This is a genomic window from Gordonia oleivorans (genome assembly GCF_040044975.1).
Taxonomy (GTDB): Bacteria; Actinomycetota; Actinomycetes; order Mycobacteriales; family Mycobacteriaceae; genus Gordonia; species Gordonia oleivorans.
This window is the reverse complement of sequence record NZ_JBDZDI010000034.1, coordinates 12,250-28,356: the sequence shown is the minus strand read 5'-3', so window position 1 is coordinate 28,356 and position 16,107 is coordinate 12,250. Positions and strand designations below refer to the sequence as shown.

Below are 16,107 nucleotides of genomic sequence, written 5' to 3'. Positions count from 1 at the left end.
CGGTGCGCATGGAGAGTCCGGCGCGTAGGGACAGCCAGTGGGCGAGGGAGAGGATGCCGTCGCCGACCCAGGTGTGGCGGTCTTCGAATTCGGCGAGGAGTTCGAGGAATCGTGCGGTGAGGGCGGCGATTTGGCCGGCGTGGCCGAGGAGGCGTTCTTCGATTTGGACGGAGCTCAGTTCGGCGGGTGGGGTGGTGTCGAACAGGTCGGTGGAGTCGCAGCGGGGTGTGGTTGACGGTGCGGTGGTGGGGGTTGGGGTAGGCATGGTGGACCTCCGGGATCGGTGGTGTGTTCGATGACTCAGGGTATCGATGACCACCGACAGAATCGGCTCCCGAGCGTTCCGCGGAACGCTCGGGAGCCGATTCTGATCATCGCTATGTCGACGCCGACAGACCGGTGTAGGCGCCGGCATCGATGTCCTCGATCAGGGTCGGACCCACCGGCGTCCATCCCAGGATCTCCTGGGTCAGCGTGCTCGACGCCGGGAGATCGGCGCCGAACATGGTCCCGATGAATCCGGCGCGCTCGGTCATCTGCTCGGCCGTGACCGATGCGGTCGGGACTCCCAGACTGCGGCCGATGGCGTCGGCGATGGTGCGGGTCGCGATGCCCTGCTCGCCGACGGCCTGGCACACCGTTCCGGCGGGCGCCTTCTCCAATGCCAGCCCGATCATGCGGGCGACGTCGCTGCGGTGGACTGCGGGCCAACGGTTCTCGCCGTCACCCACGTACGCCGAGACGCCGTGTTTCGCCGCGACCGCGGTGAGGTGGGCGATGAAACCGTGGTCGCCGACGCCGTGAACCGTCGGGGCGAAGCGGGTCGCCACTGCGCCGACACCTTGATTGACGGCGTCGAGAGTCTGCGTTTCGAGCTCGATTCGCGGATTGGCCGAGGTGTGATCGCGTTCGGTGGCCACGGTGCCGTCGCCCAGGCTCGGAATTCCGGAGGCGAACAGAAGTGGCCGACCACTGCCCTCGAGGGCCTCGACGAATGTCGAGAGGACGCTCAGCTCAACCCGCAGCGACACTGCGAATCGGGTGAAGTCGTGGATGAAGGCGAGATGGACGACGCCGTCGGCGTCCGCGGCCGCAACTTCGAGGATGTCGAGATCGCCGAGGTCACCGCGCACCACCTGCGCGCCGGCCTCGGTCAGCCGTTGCGCACCGGCGTCGGAGCGTGACAACCCGACGACCTCGTGGCCGGCCGAAATCAGTTCGGGAACCACCGCGGAGCCGATCCATCCGGTCGCTCCGGTGACGAATACACGCATGCGCGTGCCTCCTTGTTTGAGTCAGGATGTGCGATGTCAGTCGCTGACATCACTGTAGCGCCGATGTCAGGATCTGTCATCAACTAGGATGTCCGGATGGGCCGATGGGAACCGGATGCGCGTGGTCGCATGGTGACGGCGGCCCTCGACCTCTTTGCCGAGCGGGGTTTCGATGCGACGACCGCCGGCGACATCGCCGCTCGTGCGGGGGTCACCGAACGCACCTTCTTCCGACACTTCTCCGACAAGCGTGAGGTGCTGTTCGACGGGTCGTCGACGATGCAGGACCTGGTGATCGCGTCGGTCGACGGCGCGGCCCCCGGTGTTCAACCGATCGACGTCGTCGTGTCGGCGTTCGCCTCAACCGCCGAATTCTTCGATGGCCGTGCCGAATTCGCCATCCGGCGGTCGGCGGTGATCGCCGCGAGTGGGAGTTTGCGTGAGCGGGAACTCCGCAAGCTCGACGACCTCGCCGCTGCAATTGCCGAGCATTTGGTCGCACGAGGGATCGACGGTGCTGCTGCATCGCTGATCGCTGAAATCGGCGTCGGCATCTTCACAGTTGCTTTCGCCCAATGGGTTTCCGACGGGGCGACGCGGTCTCTCGGTGCGTACGTCACCGCGGGGCTATCCGAACTCAAAGCCCAGATGGCGTGCGCCGACGGGCATCTGGCGACCTGATCAGCCGACGAGCCACGGATTGAACGCACACACCAGCGGGCTGCGCGGATCGAAGGCGTTGAGCACGATCGACACCGCGCGAGGCGAATAGGCCAGCGCGACATGGTCGGAGATGTCCTGCTCACAACCGTTCTGCAGCAGAATGTTTCGGGTGTTACGGGTGCCGTGAGGGAAGAATGTCGAGTCGTACGGCGTGGTGACCTCGTCGTAGCGGCTGCCGACGATCGTGTAGCGCACGTCGCCGATGGCGTACTCGCCGTCCTTGTTGAGGTTCTCGAGAAAGGTCGAGCCGACGATTTGCTGGACTCCGCCGATGCCGATCAGGAGTGCCGCAGGGCCGAGAACGTCGAGACCGAGGTCGTTGATGGCGCGGGCGAGGTAGCCGAAGCCCAGCACCGTGGTGCCGTTGTTGGTCGCACCGAGGGTCACCAGGTTGGCGACCTTGTCCTTGCCTCCGTCATACCGGATGTATTGGCGCGCAGAGACTCCGCCCTGGGAATGGCCGACCATGTTGACCTTGGCGGCGCCGGTACTGGCGAGCACCTTGTCCACGAACGCGGCGATCTGAGGTCCGGACTTCGTGATGTCTCCGGTGGCGTTGGCGTCGGGCAGGATGGTGCCGACGCCACCACCGTTCTGAACGGGGGTGATCCCGTAATTCACTGCGTAGATACAGTATCCGGCGTCCTTGAGTGCGGGAGAGAGCATCGCCCAGTTGTTGTAGGAACTCTCCCAGGTCCCGTGGATGAGAACGACCGGGTTCTGTCCCGCCTTGGGCTTACATGACCAGTCGTTGGCGCCGGGCGGCGCGACGTTGGGGTGCAGCAGGCCGTACGCGAAGGCGGGAAGCATGGCGTCCTGCCTGGGTCCGTTGCCGGTGGGGATGCGAGAGTAACTGTCGCCGTTGATCAGAAACCTCTCGCCGACCACCGGCGTCGGTGCGCCGGCGGCGACGACCGCGTCGGCGATGGCCTGTTGCTGGTCGGTTGCCCCTGCGGCGCCCGGCGCCATGGCGACGCCGATGGCTGCCACGGCGACGGTGGCCCCGGCGACGAGCCGGCGAACCCGGTGTCGATAGGACCTCCTGGCACGGACGATGGTCATGATGAATCCTTCCCCCGAGTGAGACTCCGTGTGGTGTGCGACGAAGCAGCGGCGCGGTGTGACCGGACTCACGCCTGCCAAGTGCGGACGTTACCGCATCCACGTCGGGTCGCCGTCCGTTTTTGCGTCACTATGATGACCGTCATAGGATGTCGGGCAACCGCCACAGAGAGGGAAGTGCCGATGGCGACGCTGGCCGAGGTTCTCGATTCGTTCGATCCGAACGCGCAGTTCGCCATCCCGGAGGGATGGACCCAGGGACGCACGGCCTACGGAGGTCTGACCGCGGCGCTGGCCGTCGCGGCGGCGCAGCAGACCGACGGGGGTGCCCTGCCGCCGCTGCGTGCGGCGCAGTTCGCGTTCACCGCCCCGGCGACCGAGAAGCTGTCCGTGCAGGCCCGGCGGCTGCGGGAGGGTCGGTCGGTGACGAGTGTCGCGGTGGAATCGCTCAGCGGGAATACGGTTGCGGCGCAATCGACCCTGATCTTCTCGGCCGGCCGGGAGAGTTCGGTGCGGCACACCATGATCACGCGACCGGATGTTCCGGCACCGGAGGACAGTCTGAGTCTGGACGCTCCGTCGACGCTGCAACCGTCCTTCGCCGCCAACTTCGAACGCCGGATGGCCGCCGGCTCCATCCCGGTCACCAATGCCGAAGTCCCCGAGCTGATCTGGTGGGTACGTCACCGTGACGCCCGCGGTGTGGACCCGTCGGTGGCTCTGATCGCCCTCGGCGACAGTCTCCCGCCCGCGGCGATGACCGCCTTCTCGGACTGGGCGCCGGTCAGCACGGTGATGTGGTCGGTCGACGTGTGCGCCAACACCATTGACGACGCCACCGGATGGTTCCTGCTGCGATCATCGAGTGCGGTTGCCGAAGCCGGATACTCGTATCAGACGATGGAGGCGTGGGACGCCGACGGCCGGTTGGTCATGACCGGTACCCAGACCGTCGCGATATTCGCCTGAACTGCCGGCTCAGCGAGTGGACACCCAATCGTCGATGAGGTCGGGCAACGTGTCGATGCCTGCGGTCAGTGCCTTCTGAAAGGCGCGGGTGACCACGGGGTCGGCCATCTTGCCGAAGAGTCCGCCGAGCCCGCTTTCGCTCTCGATTCGGTACGTGTAATGCGTGCCGTCGGCGGTCTCTGAGAGTTCGGTCCATGTGGTGAACGCGAACTGTGCTCGGGTGGAACGAAACTCGGTGGCCTTGTTGACATCGACCCGCGTGAATTCGCCACGCCAGTCGAATGTTCGACCCAACAGTTTGTTCTTACCTTCCCACTCGGAGCCGACCACCGGCGCGCCGTCGGTCAATGCTCGGATCTCGACGACGTTCGGGGAGAACGCCGCAAACCGATCGGGGTCCGTGCAGTACTCCCATACGACTGCGGGTGGGTGCGGGATATCGACGGATGCGCTTGCTTCAGGCATGGTGGAATCCTTGTGTGGCATGCTGCCTGCGGGTGATGGCGGCCGCGGGCATCGCAGATGATGCGGCCGAACTCTGCTGTGACGATGCGCACACTCAGTGTAGGCGGCGAACCGTCCGATCTGAAGGATGATTAGGTCGCCTACGCAGCAAGGCCGGTCAGTCGCACGTCCCGCTGGGCAGCTTCGACAGGTTCTTGTTCAACCATGCGGCGACCTTGTCGAGGACGGCGGTGCCCGCCTCGAAGGTCTCCCCGGGCGTGTAGGTGCCCATGGTGACGGCGGTCTGCCGGCCATCGGAATGGGTGATCAGCCCGAGTTGGCGAACCTCATACCCGCCCTCGTCGCCGGGGCCCCAACCGCCTTTCACCGCAGTGGATTTGGGTGCCGGCATCACCTCAACACCCCACTGCTGGTTGCCGGCGACCTGACCCATCAGCGACACGACGAAATCGTCGCCGGACTCACAGGGCAGGTGCGAGGCGAAGGTGGCCGCAGACGCCAGCGGCCACACGGTGAGGCCGAAGGTTTCGTCGGGTTCGGTGATGCGCACGAGTTGTGTTGTCTCGTCACCGAGATCGCGGAAGACCTTGGTCAGTGCCACGCGCGCCTGATCGGGGGTTCCGAGCGACCGGCGCAGCGTCAGGGCTCCCTCGTTGTCGGAGTTGATGATCGTCGTCCGCACGGTGGCGCGTGTGCTCGCGCTGTTCGACTTGCGCAGTGCGGCGATCGACAGCGGTACCTTGATCGTCGACCACGCGACGCGCGGGGTCTGGTCACCGAAGGTGATGACCGGTCCACCACCGACCGGGGCAAGTGCCACACCGACATTCGACGGGATGTCGAGGCGATCGAAACTCGCCCGTAGGTTTGCGGGAGCCGATGCCGAAATCGGTTGCTGGGCCGTGGTTGCCGAGGATGCCGGCGACAGGGCCGAGGATTCCGCGACCGCCGTCGGCGAGGTTGGATTCTCGGCGTCATCCGAACACCCCGTCAGCGTCGCAACGGCGATGGACGTGACGAGCGAGGCGATGACGGCGCGGCGGAAGACCGGTGGTCGCGCGGAACAGGGCACTCGGGTTCCCGTCAGTAGACGTAGACGACGGCCTGATTGCCGCCGCGGCACGCGATGATTCCGGCGTAGGGATCACACGACATCACGTAGTACTTGCGTTGTTGCGGTGCCCATCCGTTGACCACCCGAGACTGTCCCAGGGGACCGCCGGCGACATAGGCGTCACGCACGTTGATCGCGAACTCACATCCGGTCCACTGGGGATAGCCGGTGCCGACGCCGGTGGCGCCCGGACACGGCTGATTGTCCGGGGGTGGCGCGGCCGGAACGTAGCTCGGGGTGGTGGGAGCCACGGTCGTCGGAGCTGCCGCCGTCGGCTGGGTCGCCGCGGTGGTGTCGGTGGTGACGGCCGCCGAGGACACGTCGTCGTCGTTGCCGCCGAGTTGATCGACGACCAGCCAGCCACCGACACCGGCGAGTGCGCCGACCAGCAGGACGACCACTGACGCCAAGATCATGTTGGTCCGCCGCGATCCGCCCGAACTCGGCGCGGGAGCCGGCGGGTAGCCGGGATATCCGTAGGGAACCGGCCCGGACACGTTGGGCCCGACCGGCTGCGGCCCGGACGGGTGCGGTCCCGACGGGTGCGGCCCGGACGGGTGCGGTCCCGACGGGTGCGGCCCGGACGGATACGGCACTCCGACCTGGGGGCCGGAAACATTCGCGGTCCCTTGCGGGCCGGGATGCTGCTGCATGTATCCCGCGCCGGCGACGATCGTCCGGTCCGCGGTCGGCGTCTGCGGATTCGAGATGACGGTCGGGGAATCCGGGGGCGGTGGGGGTGGCGGCGGAGCGATTGGGGACGGAGCGCTCGGGGACGGTGCGGCGAGCGTCGCCGGGGCACCGCCGGGTGACTTCGTCAATGATGTCGGCGCGGCGGCCGCCACGGGTGGCGCCTCGCCGGCCAGCGCCTTGCGCGCGGCCGCGGCCAACTCCAGGGCCGACGGGCACCGCCCGGCGGGATCTCGATGCAGACCCCACGCCACCACGGCGTCCATCTCGGGTGTCACATCCGGATTCACCGCACTGGCCGAGGGCGTCTCGTCGAACAGGATGCCGCGCATCACCGTCGAGATCGACTCACCCGGGTAGGGCTGACGTCCGGTGAGCATCTCGAAGAGCACCACGGTCAGCGAGTACACGTCCGAGGCGGCCGTCACCGGCGTGGCCTCGAACTGCTCGGGCGACATGTAGGCGACCGAGCCGACGGCGGTGCCGGTCTTGGTGAGATGGGTGTCGTTGTCGGCGTGCGCGACTCCGAAATCGACGAGGTAGGCGAAGTTGGCGCCGGTCACGAGGATGTTCTCGGGTTTGACGTCGCGGTGCACCAGCCCCGCGGCGTGGGCGGCGTCGAGGGCCGCGGCGACCTGTTCGATGAGGCCGACCGCGTCGGCGGGTGGCAGCGTTCCCCGCTCCCGCAGGATCGCCCGCAGGTCGCGACCGTTCACCAGACGCATGTCGAGGAACAGAGTCGAATCGATCTCGCCGAAGTCGTGAATGGGGATGACGTGCGGTTCGTCGAGGCGCGCGAGGGTCTGGCATTCCCGTCGGAATCGTTCCTGGAACGACGGGTCCTGCGCGTACTGCATCGTCAGCAGTTTCAAGGCGACGTCGCGTTGCCGGGTGGTGTCGTAGGCGCGGTAGACCTCGCCCATCCCACCACGGCCCAGCAGGGAATCGAGCCGGTAGGGACCAAAGGTCTCACCCACGCGATCGTTTGTGCTCTCGGACATCACTCACCCCTCCTGTGCGGCACATGACATCGTAGGTCGAAGCGTGGTCGCGGGTTCACTCGAACCCTCGAGATTCATCGGATCGGTCGACCGGACTCTCGGGCCGGGATGTCTCAGCGGCCCAGGAATCCGCCGAGCATGCCGCCGACACCGGCCTGTCCGCCCTCGCCGGTGCCGCCGATCATGCCGCCCGGTGGCAGCTCCGACGGCTGCACCACCACGAAGCCCTGACCGCTGAAGGCCAGCGTGAGTCGTTCACCGGTGCTGCGACCCATGAGCGTGCCGAGGTTGAAGGAGTCGTTGGTCTTGATCGACGTCTGCAGACTCGACGACCAGGCGACGGCGGCGTTCGGGTCGGCGTAGGTGGCGGCGTCGACGTTGAGCACCACCGGTGTGCCGTCGGTGGTGATGGCGATGCGGCCGCGACCGGTGAAGACGCAGTTGTACATGCCGGCGTTGCCCAACGCGCCCGCGCCCTGCACCCGGGCGATGTCGTAGGTCAGGGTCGAGTCGAAGGCGAGGACGTTCGCGCCATTGATGGTGAGGCCGTCGGTGCCGTCGAGATCGATGAGATGGATGTCGGAGGCGGCATTGGCGAGGAACAGATCACCACGGCCGCTGACCTTCATCAGGGGCACGCCCTCACCGGAGAGGGCTTGGCGCATCATGCGGCCGAAGCCGCCGGAGCCGAGGGCCTCGAACTTCAGGTCGCCCTGATAGGCGACCATCGACCCGGCCCGGGCCATCACCTCACCGGACAGGCCGATGCGGCACATCTTGCTGCCCTGCTTCTGGATGCCCTGCCCGGAGACCTCGGCGTGGTTGGGGTTGAACAGATCGCTGTGCATGGCGGCTCCCTGCGGTTGCGGCTGGGGTCGGGGTGATGGCGGAGGTGGTGGGGCGGCCGCCGTCGCGGATGACGGGTTCGGCTGCGTCGGCGGCCACGGTTGCGGGTCGCTGACGCGTGGTGGCTGCGTCGTCGGAGTTGGGTCATCGTCGACGGAGATCCCGAAAGCCGTTGCCAATCCGGCCAATCCGGCGTCGTATCCCTGCCCGACGGCGCGAACCTTCCACTGTTCGCCGCGGCGGTAGATCTCCAGGCAGACCACCGCGGCCTCACTCGTCAGGCCGTCGGGTCGAAAGGTCAGTTCCTCACCGCCGCCCATCGGGGTGACGGTGGCGTCGATGCGTCCGGCCGTCGCGAAGCTCGTCGGACCGGTGCCGTCGAGGCTCGCGGCGATCGCGACGGTCTCGATGTCGGAAGGGATGCGCGCGGTGTCGACGGTGATGACGTCCACGCCGCGCTCGGAGCGGTAGGTGATGCCGGCGCCGGACGGCTGGTTGTAGAAGATGAGGTCGGCGTCGGTGCGCACGCGCCCGGCGGAGGTCAGCAGTACCGCGGAGGTGTTCACCGGCGACGCAGACCGCACCGACACCGTCACCGACGGTGTGGGCAGGGCGGTGTTCTCGCCGGGGGAGAGTTGTCTCATCGGCACATCACGCCGTCCATTGTGCCCGGGGGACGGATATGTCCGTGGCGGAGTCATCGGACCCCGCCACGGACACCGTCAGGTCCGGGGTCGGCGACGTTGAGCCGCGCGTCGTTCCATCCGATTGCGGCCGTCGTGGGTGGAGACGGTCCGCGGGCCGACGACGCGACCGGTGGTGGTCGGCGGGATCCCGATGATCGTCTGGGATTGCTGTGAGAGCGAGTACCCGACCTCCCAGGGGTAGGTTCCGAGATCATCGGGCCAGACCACTTGCAGGGCAGGAGCATTCGGGAAGAGCTCGTTACTCATGCACAGGTCGGACTTGTCGATGATCTCGATGAGCATCACCGGTACGTCGAGAGCGTTGAGGGGGATCGGTGCCCTCGCGTCGACGATCTTCGCCCAGTCGTAGGTGTGCAGAAGGTTGCCGAGTTCGTTGAGGACGCGACCGGCGGTGCCCATGTCGAGTCCGTAGACGGCCAGTTCCGGGATGTCGTGCATGACGAGCCCGGAGGTGTAGGCGAACGGGCAGTCTGGCTGGTCGGAGCCGTCGCATCCCTCGACCATGCAGTGCTCGCCGACAGCGGTCACCGCCCAGCCGTGAATGCGGATCCGTTCGATGATCGACCGCACGATCGGGTTCGGATGCCAGCGGGGTAGTCCGGGGACGGCGTGGATTGGATCGGCCATGTCACACTCCTGATGTTCGACGGGTGTGGTCAGTAGAGCAGGAGGGTCTGACATTCTCGTTCGGGGGAGATGTCCGCCGGGTGAGTGAACCCTCGGAGGTGCGCGCCCGCCCAGGATGCGCGCTGTGCGGGTTTGGCTAAGCTCGCCAGAGGAGATCATCACCTCGTGCGTGGTGGCAAATGGTGGAGCTCGAGGGTGATGTTCAGGTTTTCGGAGTACGACGCCGCCGACCTGCGTGATGACACCTGGGTGGACCTGTTCCCGTGGCTGGACGAGTACGAGTCGGCGGACGCCGTGTGCCTCGAAGATCTCGTGCCGGAGGTATCGGACTGGTGGATTGCCGATTCACCGCAGGCCACCGCCGCGGACATCGATCTCGACCGCCTCGTCGTGGGCCTGGCCGGTCTGGCCGTCCGACGACATCGGGACCTCACCTTCGGTGAACTTGCACCCCGCCTCGATCCGACCATCCCGGTCGCCGGCTTGCGCCTCGATCCGCGGGCCGAGACCGTTGTGCGACGTCTGGGGGATCGGGTGCTGGTCCAGACGCTGATGTCGTCGAGTGTGGGGTCGTTGTTCGCGCTGAAGGGGACGAGCCCCGACACCGTACAAGAGGTTGCCGCGGGTGTGCTGGGTGCGTCGATCCTGCGGTTGCCGGAGGACGGCGTTCTGCCCGATGAGGAGACCGATGGTCCGGTCGCCGCGCAACTCGTCGAGGATCTTCGGGTGCTGGCGCGGTGGCGTGGTCTGCGAGGCGGTCTCGGGTCACCGCTCATCGCCGTCGACATCGAGGACGACGCACCCGAACAGGTGCAGGAGGTGGCGACCAGGATTTCGGCGATCACCGGCAAGGACTTCGCCACCATGGTGGAGTCGAATCCGGTCGACGAGCTCGAGAATCTGATCGAGCAGCTCGACGAGCGGGAGACGCTGGCGCTCACCGAGTTCGTGATGGCTGCCGAGCCGATCAGTATGGGGCAGCTCAGCGTCCGGTTGCACGTGAGCAAGTCACGTGCCGGTGGGATTGTCGCCAAGCTCAAGCAGGACCTGGCTGCCGCATGTGAATTCGAGACCACCGCGGGTGGTTTGCTCGCCAGTATCCGAGCCGAGATCCGGCCGGTGACGTCGCTGGACCGACTGCTCGACATGCAACCCGTGCTCCGGACCGAAGTGCCCTCTTTGGGCGTGCCATTGTGGTTGGCGCTCGATCGTCTCGATGACGGATTCGAGGTCACGGGGACCTGGGCGGTGGCTCCGGACTTACGCGCGGCCAAGGGGTGCACCGTTGTCATGCTGGAACAGTTCGAATCCGACAACGCTGTCGTGTCCGTCGAAACCGCGGCGGCGACACTTCGGTTGTCGACCGATGAGGTTCGAGAATGGTTGCGCTACTGCGACATCCCGGTTCTTGACGACAATGTGCTGTTGTCCACCCGTCGGCTCGCCGATCATGCCGCCGGCATCCTGGAAGTACTCGGGCCCACCCAGATCGGACGCCTGACGGATCTGCTGGACACCGATCGCTCGGAAAGCCATGTCGCGCAGCGCCTTGCCGACGATGAGCGCTTCACTCAGGCATCCGGGCAATGGGGTCTGGCCCAACCGCTTGGAGTGGAAGCGGATCGGGAACCAGAGGTAGCCGGGCACCTCGTCGCTGTCGAACCTTCGGCTGCAGAAGAGAATTCGATTGAATCCACCATCGTCGTCCGACCCACGCGACGTCTGTATCGGATCGGCGACGCCTGGTGTTTCCGTCTGCGGGTGACCTCCGAGCACCTTCGCGGTTCCGGGTTCACCGTACCGGTCGGCGTCGCGCAGGCATGGGGATGCGCGCAGGGGTCGGTGCGTGAGCTGCCCACCCGGCTCGGTACGCAGATGGTGCGATGGACGAGAACCACACCGACGTGCGGGACCATCCGCCGATTTCTGAACGACTTGTCTTCCCAGCCTGGGGATATGGTGTTCCTCACCGGTGGCGAGGGCGGTGGATTCGACGTGGTGCCCTGCGCAGAGATCGACACCGCAGATCCGATTCGAGGGGCACTGGCATTGATCGGAGTCGCCGATCCGCAGAGCATCGCCGATACCGACGTCGCGCCACTGCTCGCAGCGGCGATCGGACTCGATCCCGACATCAAACCTCGACGTATCCTCAGCCGCTACCAGTCCCGTGACGATGCCGTCGCCGCGCTTCTGGAGAAGGCGTGGACGGTGGCCGCGCGATGACGACCGAAGCAACCGGCTTCACCGCGACCGAACGTGCGCTGGGACTGCATCACACCGTCGCGACTGCCGTCGCAGATCTGATCGACAACAGCATCGACGCCGAGGCCCGATATGTGTTGGTCCGGTTTCTGCAGTCCGGTCAACGCATCACCGGTCTACGAATCATCGACGACGGCCGCGGAATGGACACCCACACCATCGACGCGGCAATGCGATACGGGGTACAGCGCAGCTACGGTGGCGGGGAGCAGGGGCACTTCGGTGTCGGCCTGAAGGCCGCGTCGCTCAGTCAGGCCGATGCCGTGACCGTGTATTCACATGCGGCCGAGACGAATCCGGTTGCCCGTCGGCTGACCGTCGAGGACCGCCACGATGCACCGCGACTCACCGTGCTGCCCGACGCCGATGCCGCGACAGTTCTTGCCGCGACGCGGCCTCGGTTTCCGTTCGAGACGGGCACCATCGTCGAATGGCGCGGTATCCGCACGTTCCCCAACACCGCATCCGCCGACGAGCAGGGCGCCTGGCTGGAGACCACGATCGGTGATCTGCAGGACCGGCTGGGACTGGTGTTCCACCGGCTGATCGGGAAGGCACTGAGCGTCACGATCGACGTCCTCGACGAAGCCGTCGGCCGTGCCGGCGCGCCGCGGACGGTGCGTGCGATCGATCCGTTTGGCTACCGCGCGAGTGGGCGATCGGGCTACCCGCGGCCGGTACCGGTCATCGGCGCTGACGTTGTGCAGGCGCACATCTGGCCGGCACGTAGTTCTGCACCCGAGTACAAACTCGGTGGCCTTCCCGGGCGCGACGCGCAGGGATTCTTCGTGTATCGCCACGACCGCCTTCTTCAGGCCGGCGGGTGGCTCGGCGTGTTCCGGCCACGCCCGGACTGGGCGTTGGCGCGTGTGGTGATCGAACTCGATGACGTTCTCGCCCAGCACATCACCATCAATCCGGAGAAGTCCGGGGTGAGATTCGACGCGACGCTCACCACAGCGCTCCACGACGCTCTGGGCGACGGCTACCTCGACGATGCGGCCATGACGGCGGTGGCGGCACGCCGGGTGCAACGTCGTCCGATCAGCGTCGTAGAACCCGGGATCGGTCTGCCGGATGGGGTGGCCGACGAGTTCGCCGACAGCTTCTCGTTCGTGGAGACCGCGGACCCGGTCGGGATCGGGTGGCGTGTGCTGGGCGCCGATCGGTTCTTCGAGGTCGACCTGGATTCACGCACGTTGTGGCTGAACGCTCGATTCCGCAGGCAACTCGGTGGGCGGCGGCGCTCCGCCGACGACGTCCCGGTGCTGCGGACCGTGGTGTACCTGTTGACCCAGGACATGTTCGACGCCGTACGGCATAGTGCCAGGCAGGTCGAGCAGATGGACGCCTGGCAACGTGTTCTGATCGCGGCACTCGCCGCCGAAGAGGGGAGTCCGCAGTGATCGACGTGGTGATCGATGCGCTGGTCCGCGAGTTCACGACCGACCTTGCGCCTACCCGATTCCTCGGTGCGGTGGCCGGCCGTGTGATGGACGCAGGACACGACTCCGCCGCCGTCACCATGGATGTGGTGGTCGACGTCATGGTCTCCGATGAGGCCGCCGCGGTCCAGTCGGCGGTGCGTTCGGCGCTGACCCGTTGGGATGCGGAGGAGGCTGCGGCGTGGATCGGCGGCACCACAGCCCAAAGCCCGGAACGCCGGGCCCTGATCTACACGCTGCTCGGGATTCCCGTCGAGGCCTTCGATCCCCTGACCGACGCCTTCCCGATCGCGGGCGGGCCGACGGTGATCGTCGCTCCGCAACCGTGGGAACCCTGGTATGTTCCGGAACGTCGTGCGGCACAGGACTTCTACTGGTCCGCCTACCGTCGGCTCCTGGTCGAGAAGGGGTGGGAGACGACGACTGTCGACGACCTGGGCGTGGCGACCACCGCGGTGGTACAGCGATTGGCCGATCCGACCCGTGACGAGCCCTATCAGTCCAAGGGGCTGGTCGTGGGCTACGTGCAGAGCGGCAAGACGGCCAACTTCACCGGTGTGATCGCCAAGGCCATCGATGCCGGATATCGGCTGATCATCGTGTTGACCGGCACGATCGAGTTGCTACGTAGCCAAACTCAGCGGCGACTCGACATGGAACTCATCGGCATGCAGAACATCGACGAGGTGGAGTATGCGAACGACGAGGACTGGCACGCAGGCAAATTCCTCAATCATGTGCTGGATCCGAATCATTCCAACGAGGCGCCCGCGGTCCGGCGACTGACCGGTCGAGTCGACGACTACAAGGCACTCGCGAAGGGGATCGGCACCCTGCACTACGAGTTCGTCGATCATTCGAAGCCGTTGTTCGACCCGGTCAACCTGTATCCGAGCAATGTTCGGGTCGCCGTCGTCAAGAAGAATTCGGCGGTGCTGAAGAAGCTCGTCGCCGACGTCGGACGAATCCCCACACCACTCGATCAGATCCCCACCCTGATCATCGACGATGAGGCGGACCAGGCGTCGGTGAACACCCAGAACCCCAAGAGCTTTGCCGCCGGGCGGATCGAGCGGACCGCGATCAACGAACAGATCTCCCTGCTGCTGGGGCGGCTAGGACGCAGTCAGTATGTCGGCTACACCGCCACACCGTTTGCCAATGTCTTTGTCGATCCCGATGATTCGGTGAACATCTTCCCGAACGACTTCATCGTCAGCCTCGATCGTCCCAAGCAATACATGGGAGGTGCCGACTTCCACGACGGCGCTGTTGATCTCGACGACGATCTGAGTGAGACGGTCGAGAAGACACCCGCCAACTCCAACGAGAAGGCCTTCGTCCGCGATCTGCGTGCCCAGTGCGACGAGGACCGTGACGCCGAACGATTGTGGGCACTGGACTCCTATGTCTTGTCCGGCGCCATCAAACTGTTCCGCCAGGATCGCGGCGTCGCCGGGAACTTTCGGCATCACACGATGCTCGTGCACGAATCGGTCAAGCAGTCCGAGCACGAGTCGCTGGCCGCAGACTTCGAAAGCCTCTGGAAGGGCGCCGGATACAGCCAACCGCGCGGATTGGCGCGCCTGGAAGAACTGTGGGACAGAGACTTTCGCGTGGTCTCGGCCGATCGGTCCGAGCCGCAGACACCGGCCCCGGCGGCATTCGATGAACTCGAGGTGTTCATCGGACAGGCTTGTGACCGGATCGGCGCGGGTGTCAGTCCGGTGATCATCGTCAACGGCGCTGCAGACAAGGATTACGTGCAGGAGCCGCTGGACTTTCAGGAGCGGGCGGTGTGGAAGATCCTAGTCGGTGGTACCAAGCTGAGCAGAGGGTTCACCGTCGAGGGATTGACCACCACCTACTACACCCGACGGACCGCGCAGGCGGACACCCTGATGCAGATGGGACGGTGGTTCGGTTTCCGGCCCGGATACCGAGATCTGGTGCGGCTGTTCATCGGTCGGGAGGTGCCCGGTCCCGGTGGGACGGTCGTCGACATGTATGCGGCGTTCGAGGCCATCGTCGGCGACGAGGAGGAGTTCCGCGACGAGTTGCGGCGGTTCAAGGGGCTGAATGAGGCCGGCGAGCCGATGGTGACCCCGCGCGACGTGCCGCCCATGGTGTTCCAGCGGCTTCCGTGGCTCAAACCGACTGCCACCAACAAGATGTACAACGCGGAGTTGAGCTATCGCAGTGTCGGCGGCCAGAGTTTCAGTTTCACAATGCAGGCCCCGCGGGGTGACGGGGCGAACAACGCCAACCACTTTCGGGCGGTCCGTCCGCTACTCGACGCGCTTGGCGAGACCGGTTCGTTCTCGTTCATCGACAAGGACCAAACGCCGCGGGTATTCGAGGCGCGCTATGGGATTGTCGGAGCCGAGATGGTTCTCGATGCCATCAGCCAGTTCGTGTGGGATGTCAACTGGGACTTCGAACCTCACCGCAGGGCCTTCGAATCGGCGATCGAACGTGGAGTGCTCGACGATCTCGCGATTCTGTTGCCGATCCCGAAAACCAAGAAGCCGGTGATGATCGGTGACTATCCGACCGAACTGCCCCTGGTGAACCGCAAACGTGAAGAGGCCGAGTACCGCACCGGATTCACCGGCACCGCGGTGCGTGAGCGGGATGCCATCGAGCACATCGCCGGCAATCCCAACAAGACCATCGGCGGTCGGCTCGCAGCACAACTCCGCAAACCCACCCGCGGTGCGATGATCCTGCTGTTCGCCAGCGATCCGCCGAAGGGAAGTCGACATATCAAGGCGCACAAGCGTGGTCGGGCCGATCCGCAGGACGTGGCAACCCTGTTCTCCTATGCACTCCCGTATTTGGCCGATCCGGCTCCCAAGGTCGGGTTCACGGTCCGCAAGGTCGGGGCCGGAGCGATAGTCGATGCGTGATCGTAAGACA

General features: G+C 65.9%; 12 protein-coding genes and 1 pseudogene. 5 read left to right on the top strand and 8 right to left on the bottom strand.

What is annotated here, in order from left to right; translation table 11 throughout:
* Together ABLE92_RS25435 and ABLE92_RS25430 are read right to left on the bottom strand one after the other, a co-directional pair.
* A pseudogene (locus ABLE92_RS25435) lies at positions 1-265 on the bottom strand (hypothetical protein); the annotation flags it as partial.
* A gap of 112 nt (positions 266-377) precedes the next feature.
* Positions 378-1,274 (bottom strand): SDR family oxidoreductase, encoded by an 897-nt coding sequence (locus ABLE92_RS25430; RefSeq protein ID WP_348807600.1) that lies wholly within the window; start codon positions 1,272-1,274, stop codon positions 378-380.
* A 96-nt stretch (positions 1,275-1,370) separates the two neighbouring features.
* Between ABLE92_RS25430 and ABLE92_RS25425 the strand changes: the two genes are divergently transcribed.
* A complete protein-coding gene (locus tag ABLE92_RS25425) occupies positions 1,371-1,955 on the top strand; it encodes a TetR family transcriptional regulator (protein WP_348807599.1) in 585 nt (194 codons plus the stop codon).
* Here the strand turns inward: ABLE92_RS25425 and ABLE92_RS25420 are convergent, their stop codons facing one another.
* Positions 1,956-3,059: an esterase/lipase family protein gene (locus tag ABLE92_RS25420; protein WP_348807598.1), complete on the bottom strand. Its 1,104-nt coding sequence runs from the start codon at positions 3,057-3,059 to the stop codon at positions 1,956-1,958.
* A gap of 183 nt (positions 3,060-3,242) precedes the next feature.
* Here ABLE92_RS25420 and ABLE92_RS25415 point away from each other — a divergent pair, with 183 nt between their 5' ends.
* Positions 3,243-4,028, top strand: coding sequence for a thioesterase family protein (locus ABLE92_RS25415; RefSeq protein ID WP_348807597.1), 786 nt, complete (start codon positions 3,243-3,245; stop codon positions 4,026-4,028).
* 9 nt (positions 4,029-4,037) lie between these two features.
* Here the strand turns inward: ABLE92_RS25415 and ABLE92_RS25410 are convergent, their stop codons facing one another.
* From ABLE92_RS25410 to ABLE92_RS25390, 5 genes are all read right to left on the bottom strand, one after another.
* Positions 4,038-4,493 (bottom strand): SRPBCC family protein, encoded by a 456-nt coding sequence (locus tag ABLE92_RS25410; protein WP_348807596.1) that lies wholly within the window; start codon positions 4,491-4,493, stop codon positions 4,038-4,040.
* Positions 4,494-4,650: 157 nt separating this feature from the next.
* The gene (locus ABLE92_RS25405) at positions 4,651-5,565 is read right to left on the bottom strand and encodes a serine hydrolase (protein ID WP_348807595.1); all 915 of its coding nucleotides are present in this window, start codon (positions 5,563-5,565) and stop codon (positions 4,651-4,653) included.
* Between the two features lie 11 nt (positions 5,566-5,576).
* Complete coding sequence (locus tag ABLE92_RS25400; RefSeq protein WP_348807594.1) at positions 5,577-7,298, bottom strand: serine/threonine-protein kinase; 1,722 nt, start codon at positions 7,296-7,298, stop codon at positions 5,577-5,579.
* Between the two features lie 113 nt (positions 7,299-7,411).
* On the bottom strand, positions 7,412-8,788 hold the full coding sequence (locus tag ABLE92_RS25395) for an AIM24 family protein (protein WP_348807593.1): 1,377 nt from the start codon (positions 8,786-8,788) through the stop codon (positions 7,412-7,414).
* A 78-nt stretch (positions 8,789-8,866) separates the two neighbouring features.
* Positions 8,867-9,478 (bottom strand): DUF4262 domain-containing protein, encoded by a 612-nt coding sequence (locus tag ABLE92_RS25390; protein WP_348807592.1) that lies wholly within the window; start codon positions 9,476-9,478, stop codon positions 8,867-8,869.
* Positions 9,479-9,676: 198 nt separating this feature from the next.
* Between ABLE92_RS25390 and ABLE92_RS25385 the strand changes: the two genes are divergently transcribed.
* The 3 genes from ABLE92_RS25385 to ABLE92_RS25375 are packed head-to-tail and all read left to right on the top strand — an operon-like array spanning position 9,677 to position 16,097.
* Positions 9,677-11,704 carry a hypothetical protein gene (locus ABLE92_RS25385; protein ID WP_348807591.1) on the top strand — a complete coding sequence of 676 codons (2,028 nt, stop codon included), beginning with the start codon at positions 9,677-9,679 and terminating at the stop codon, positions 11,702-11,704.
* On the top strand, positions 11,701-13,149 hold the full coding sequence (locus tag ABLE92_RS25380; protein WP_348807590.1) for an ATP-binding protein: 1,449 nt from the start codon (positions 11,701-11,703) through the stop codon (positions 13,147-13,149). The genes ABLE92_RS25385 and ABLE92_RS25380 overlap by 4 nt, the downstream gene beginning before the upstream one ends.
* Positions 13,146-16,097, top strand: a complete 2,952-nt coding sequence (locus ABLE92_RS25375) for a Z1 domain-containing protein (protein WP_348807589.1) — start codon at positions 13,146-13,148, stop codon at positions 16,095-16,097. Before ABLE92_RS25380 ends, ABLE92_RS25375 begins: the two co-directional genes overlap by 4 nt.
* The last annotated feature ends 10 nt before the right edge of the window (positions 16,098-16,107 follow it).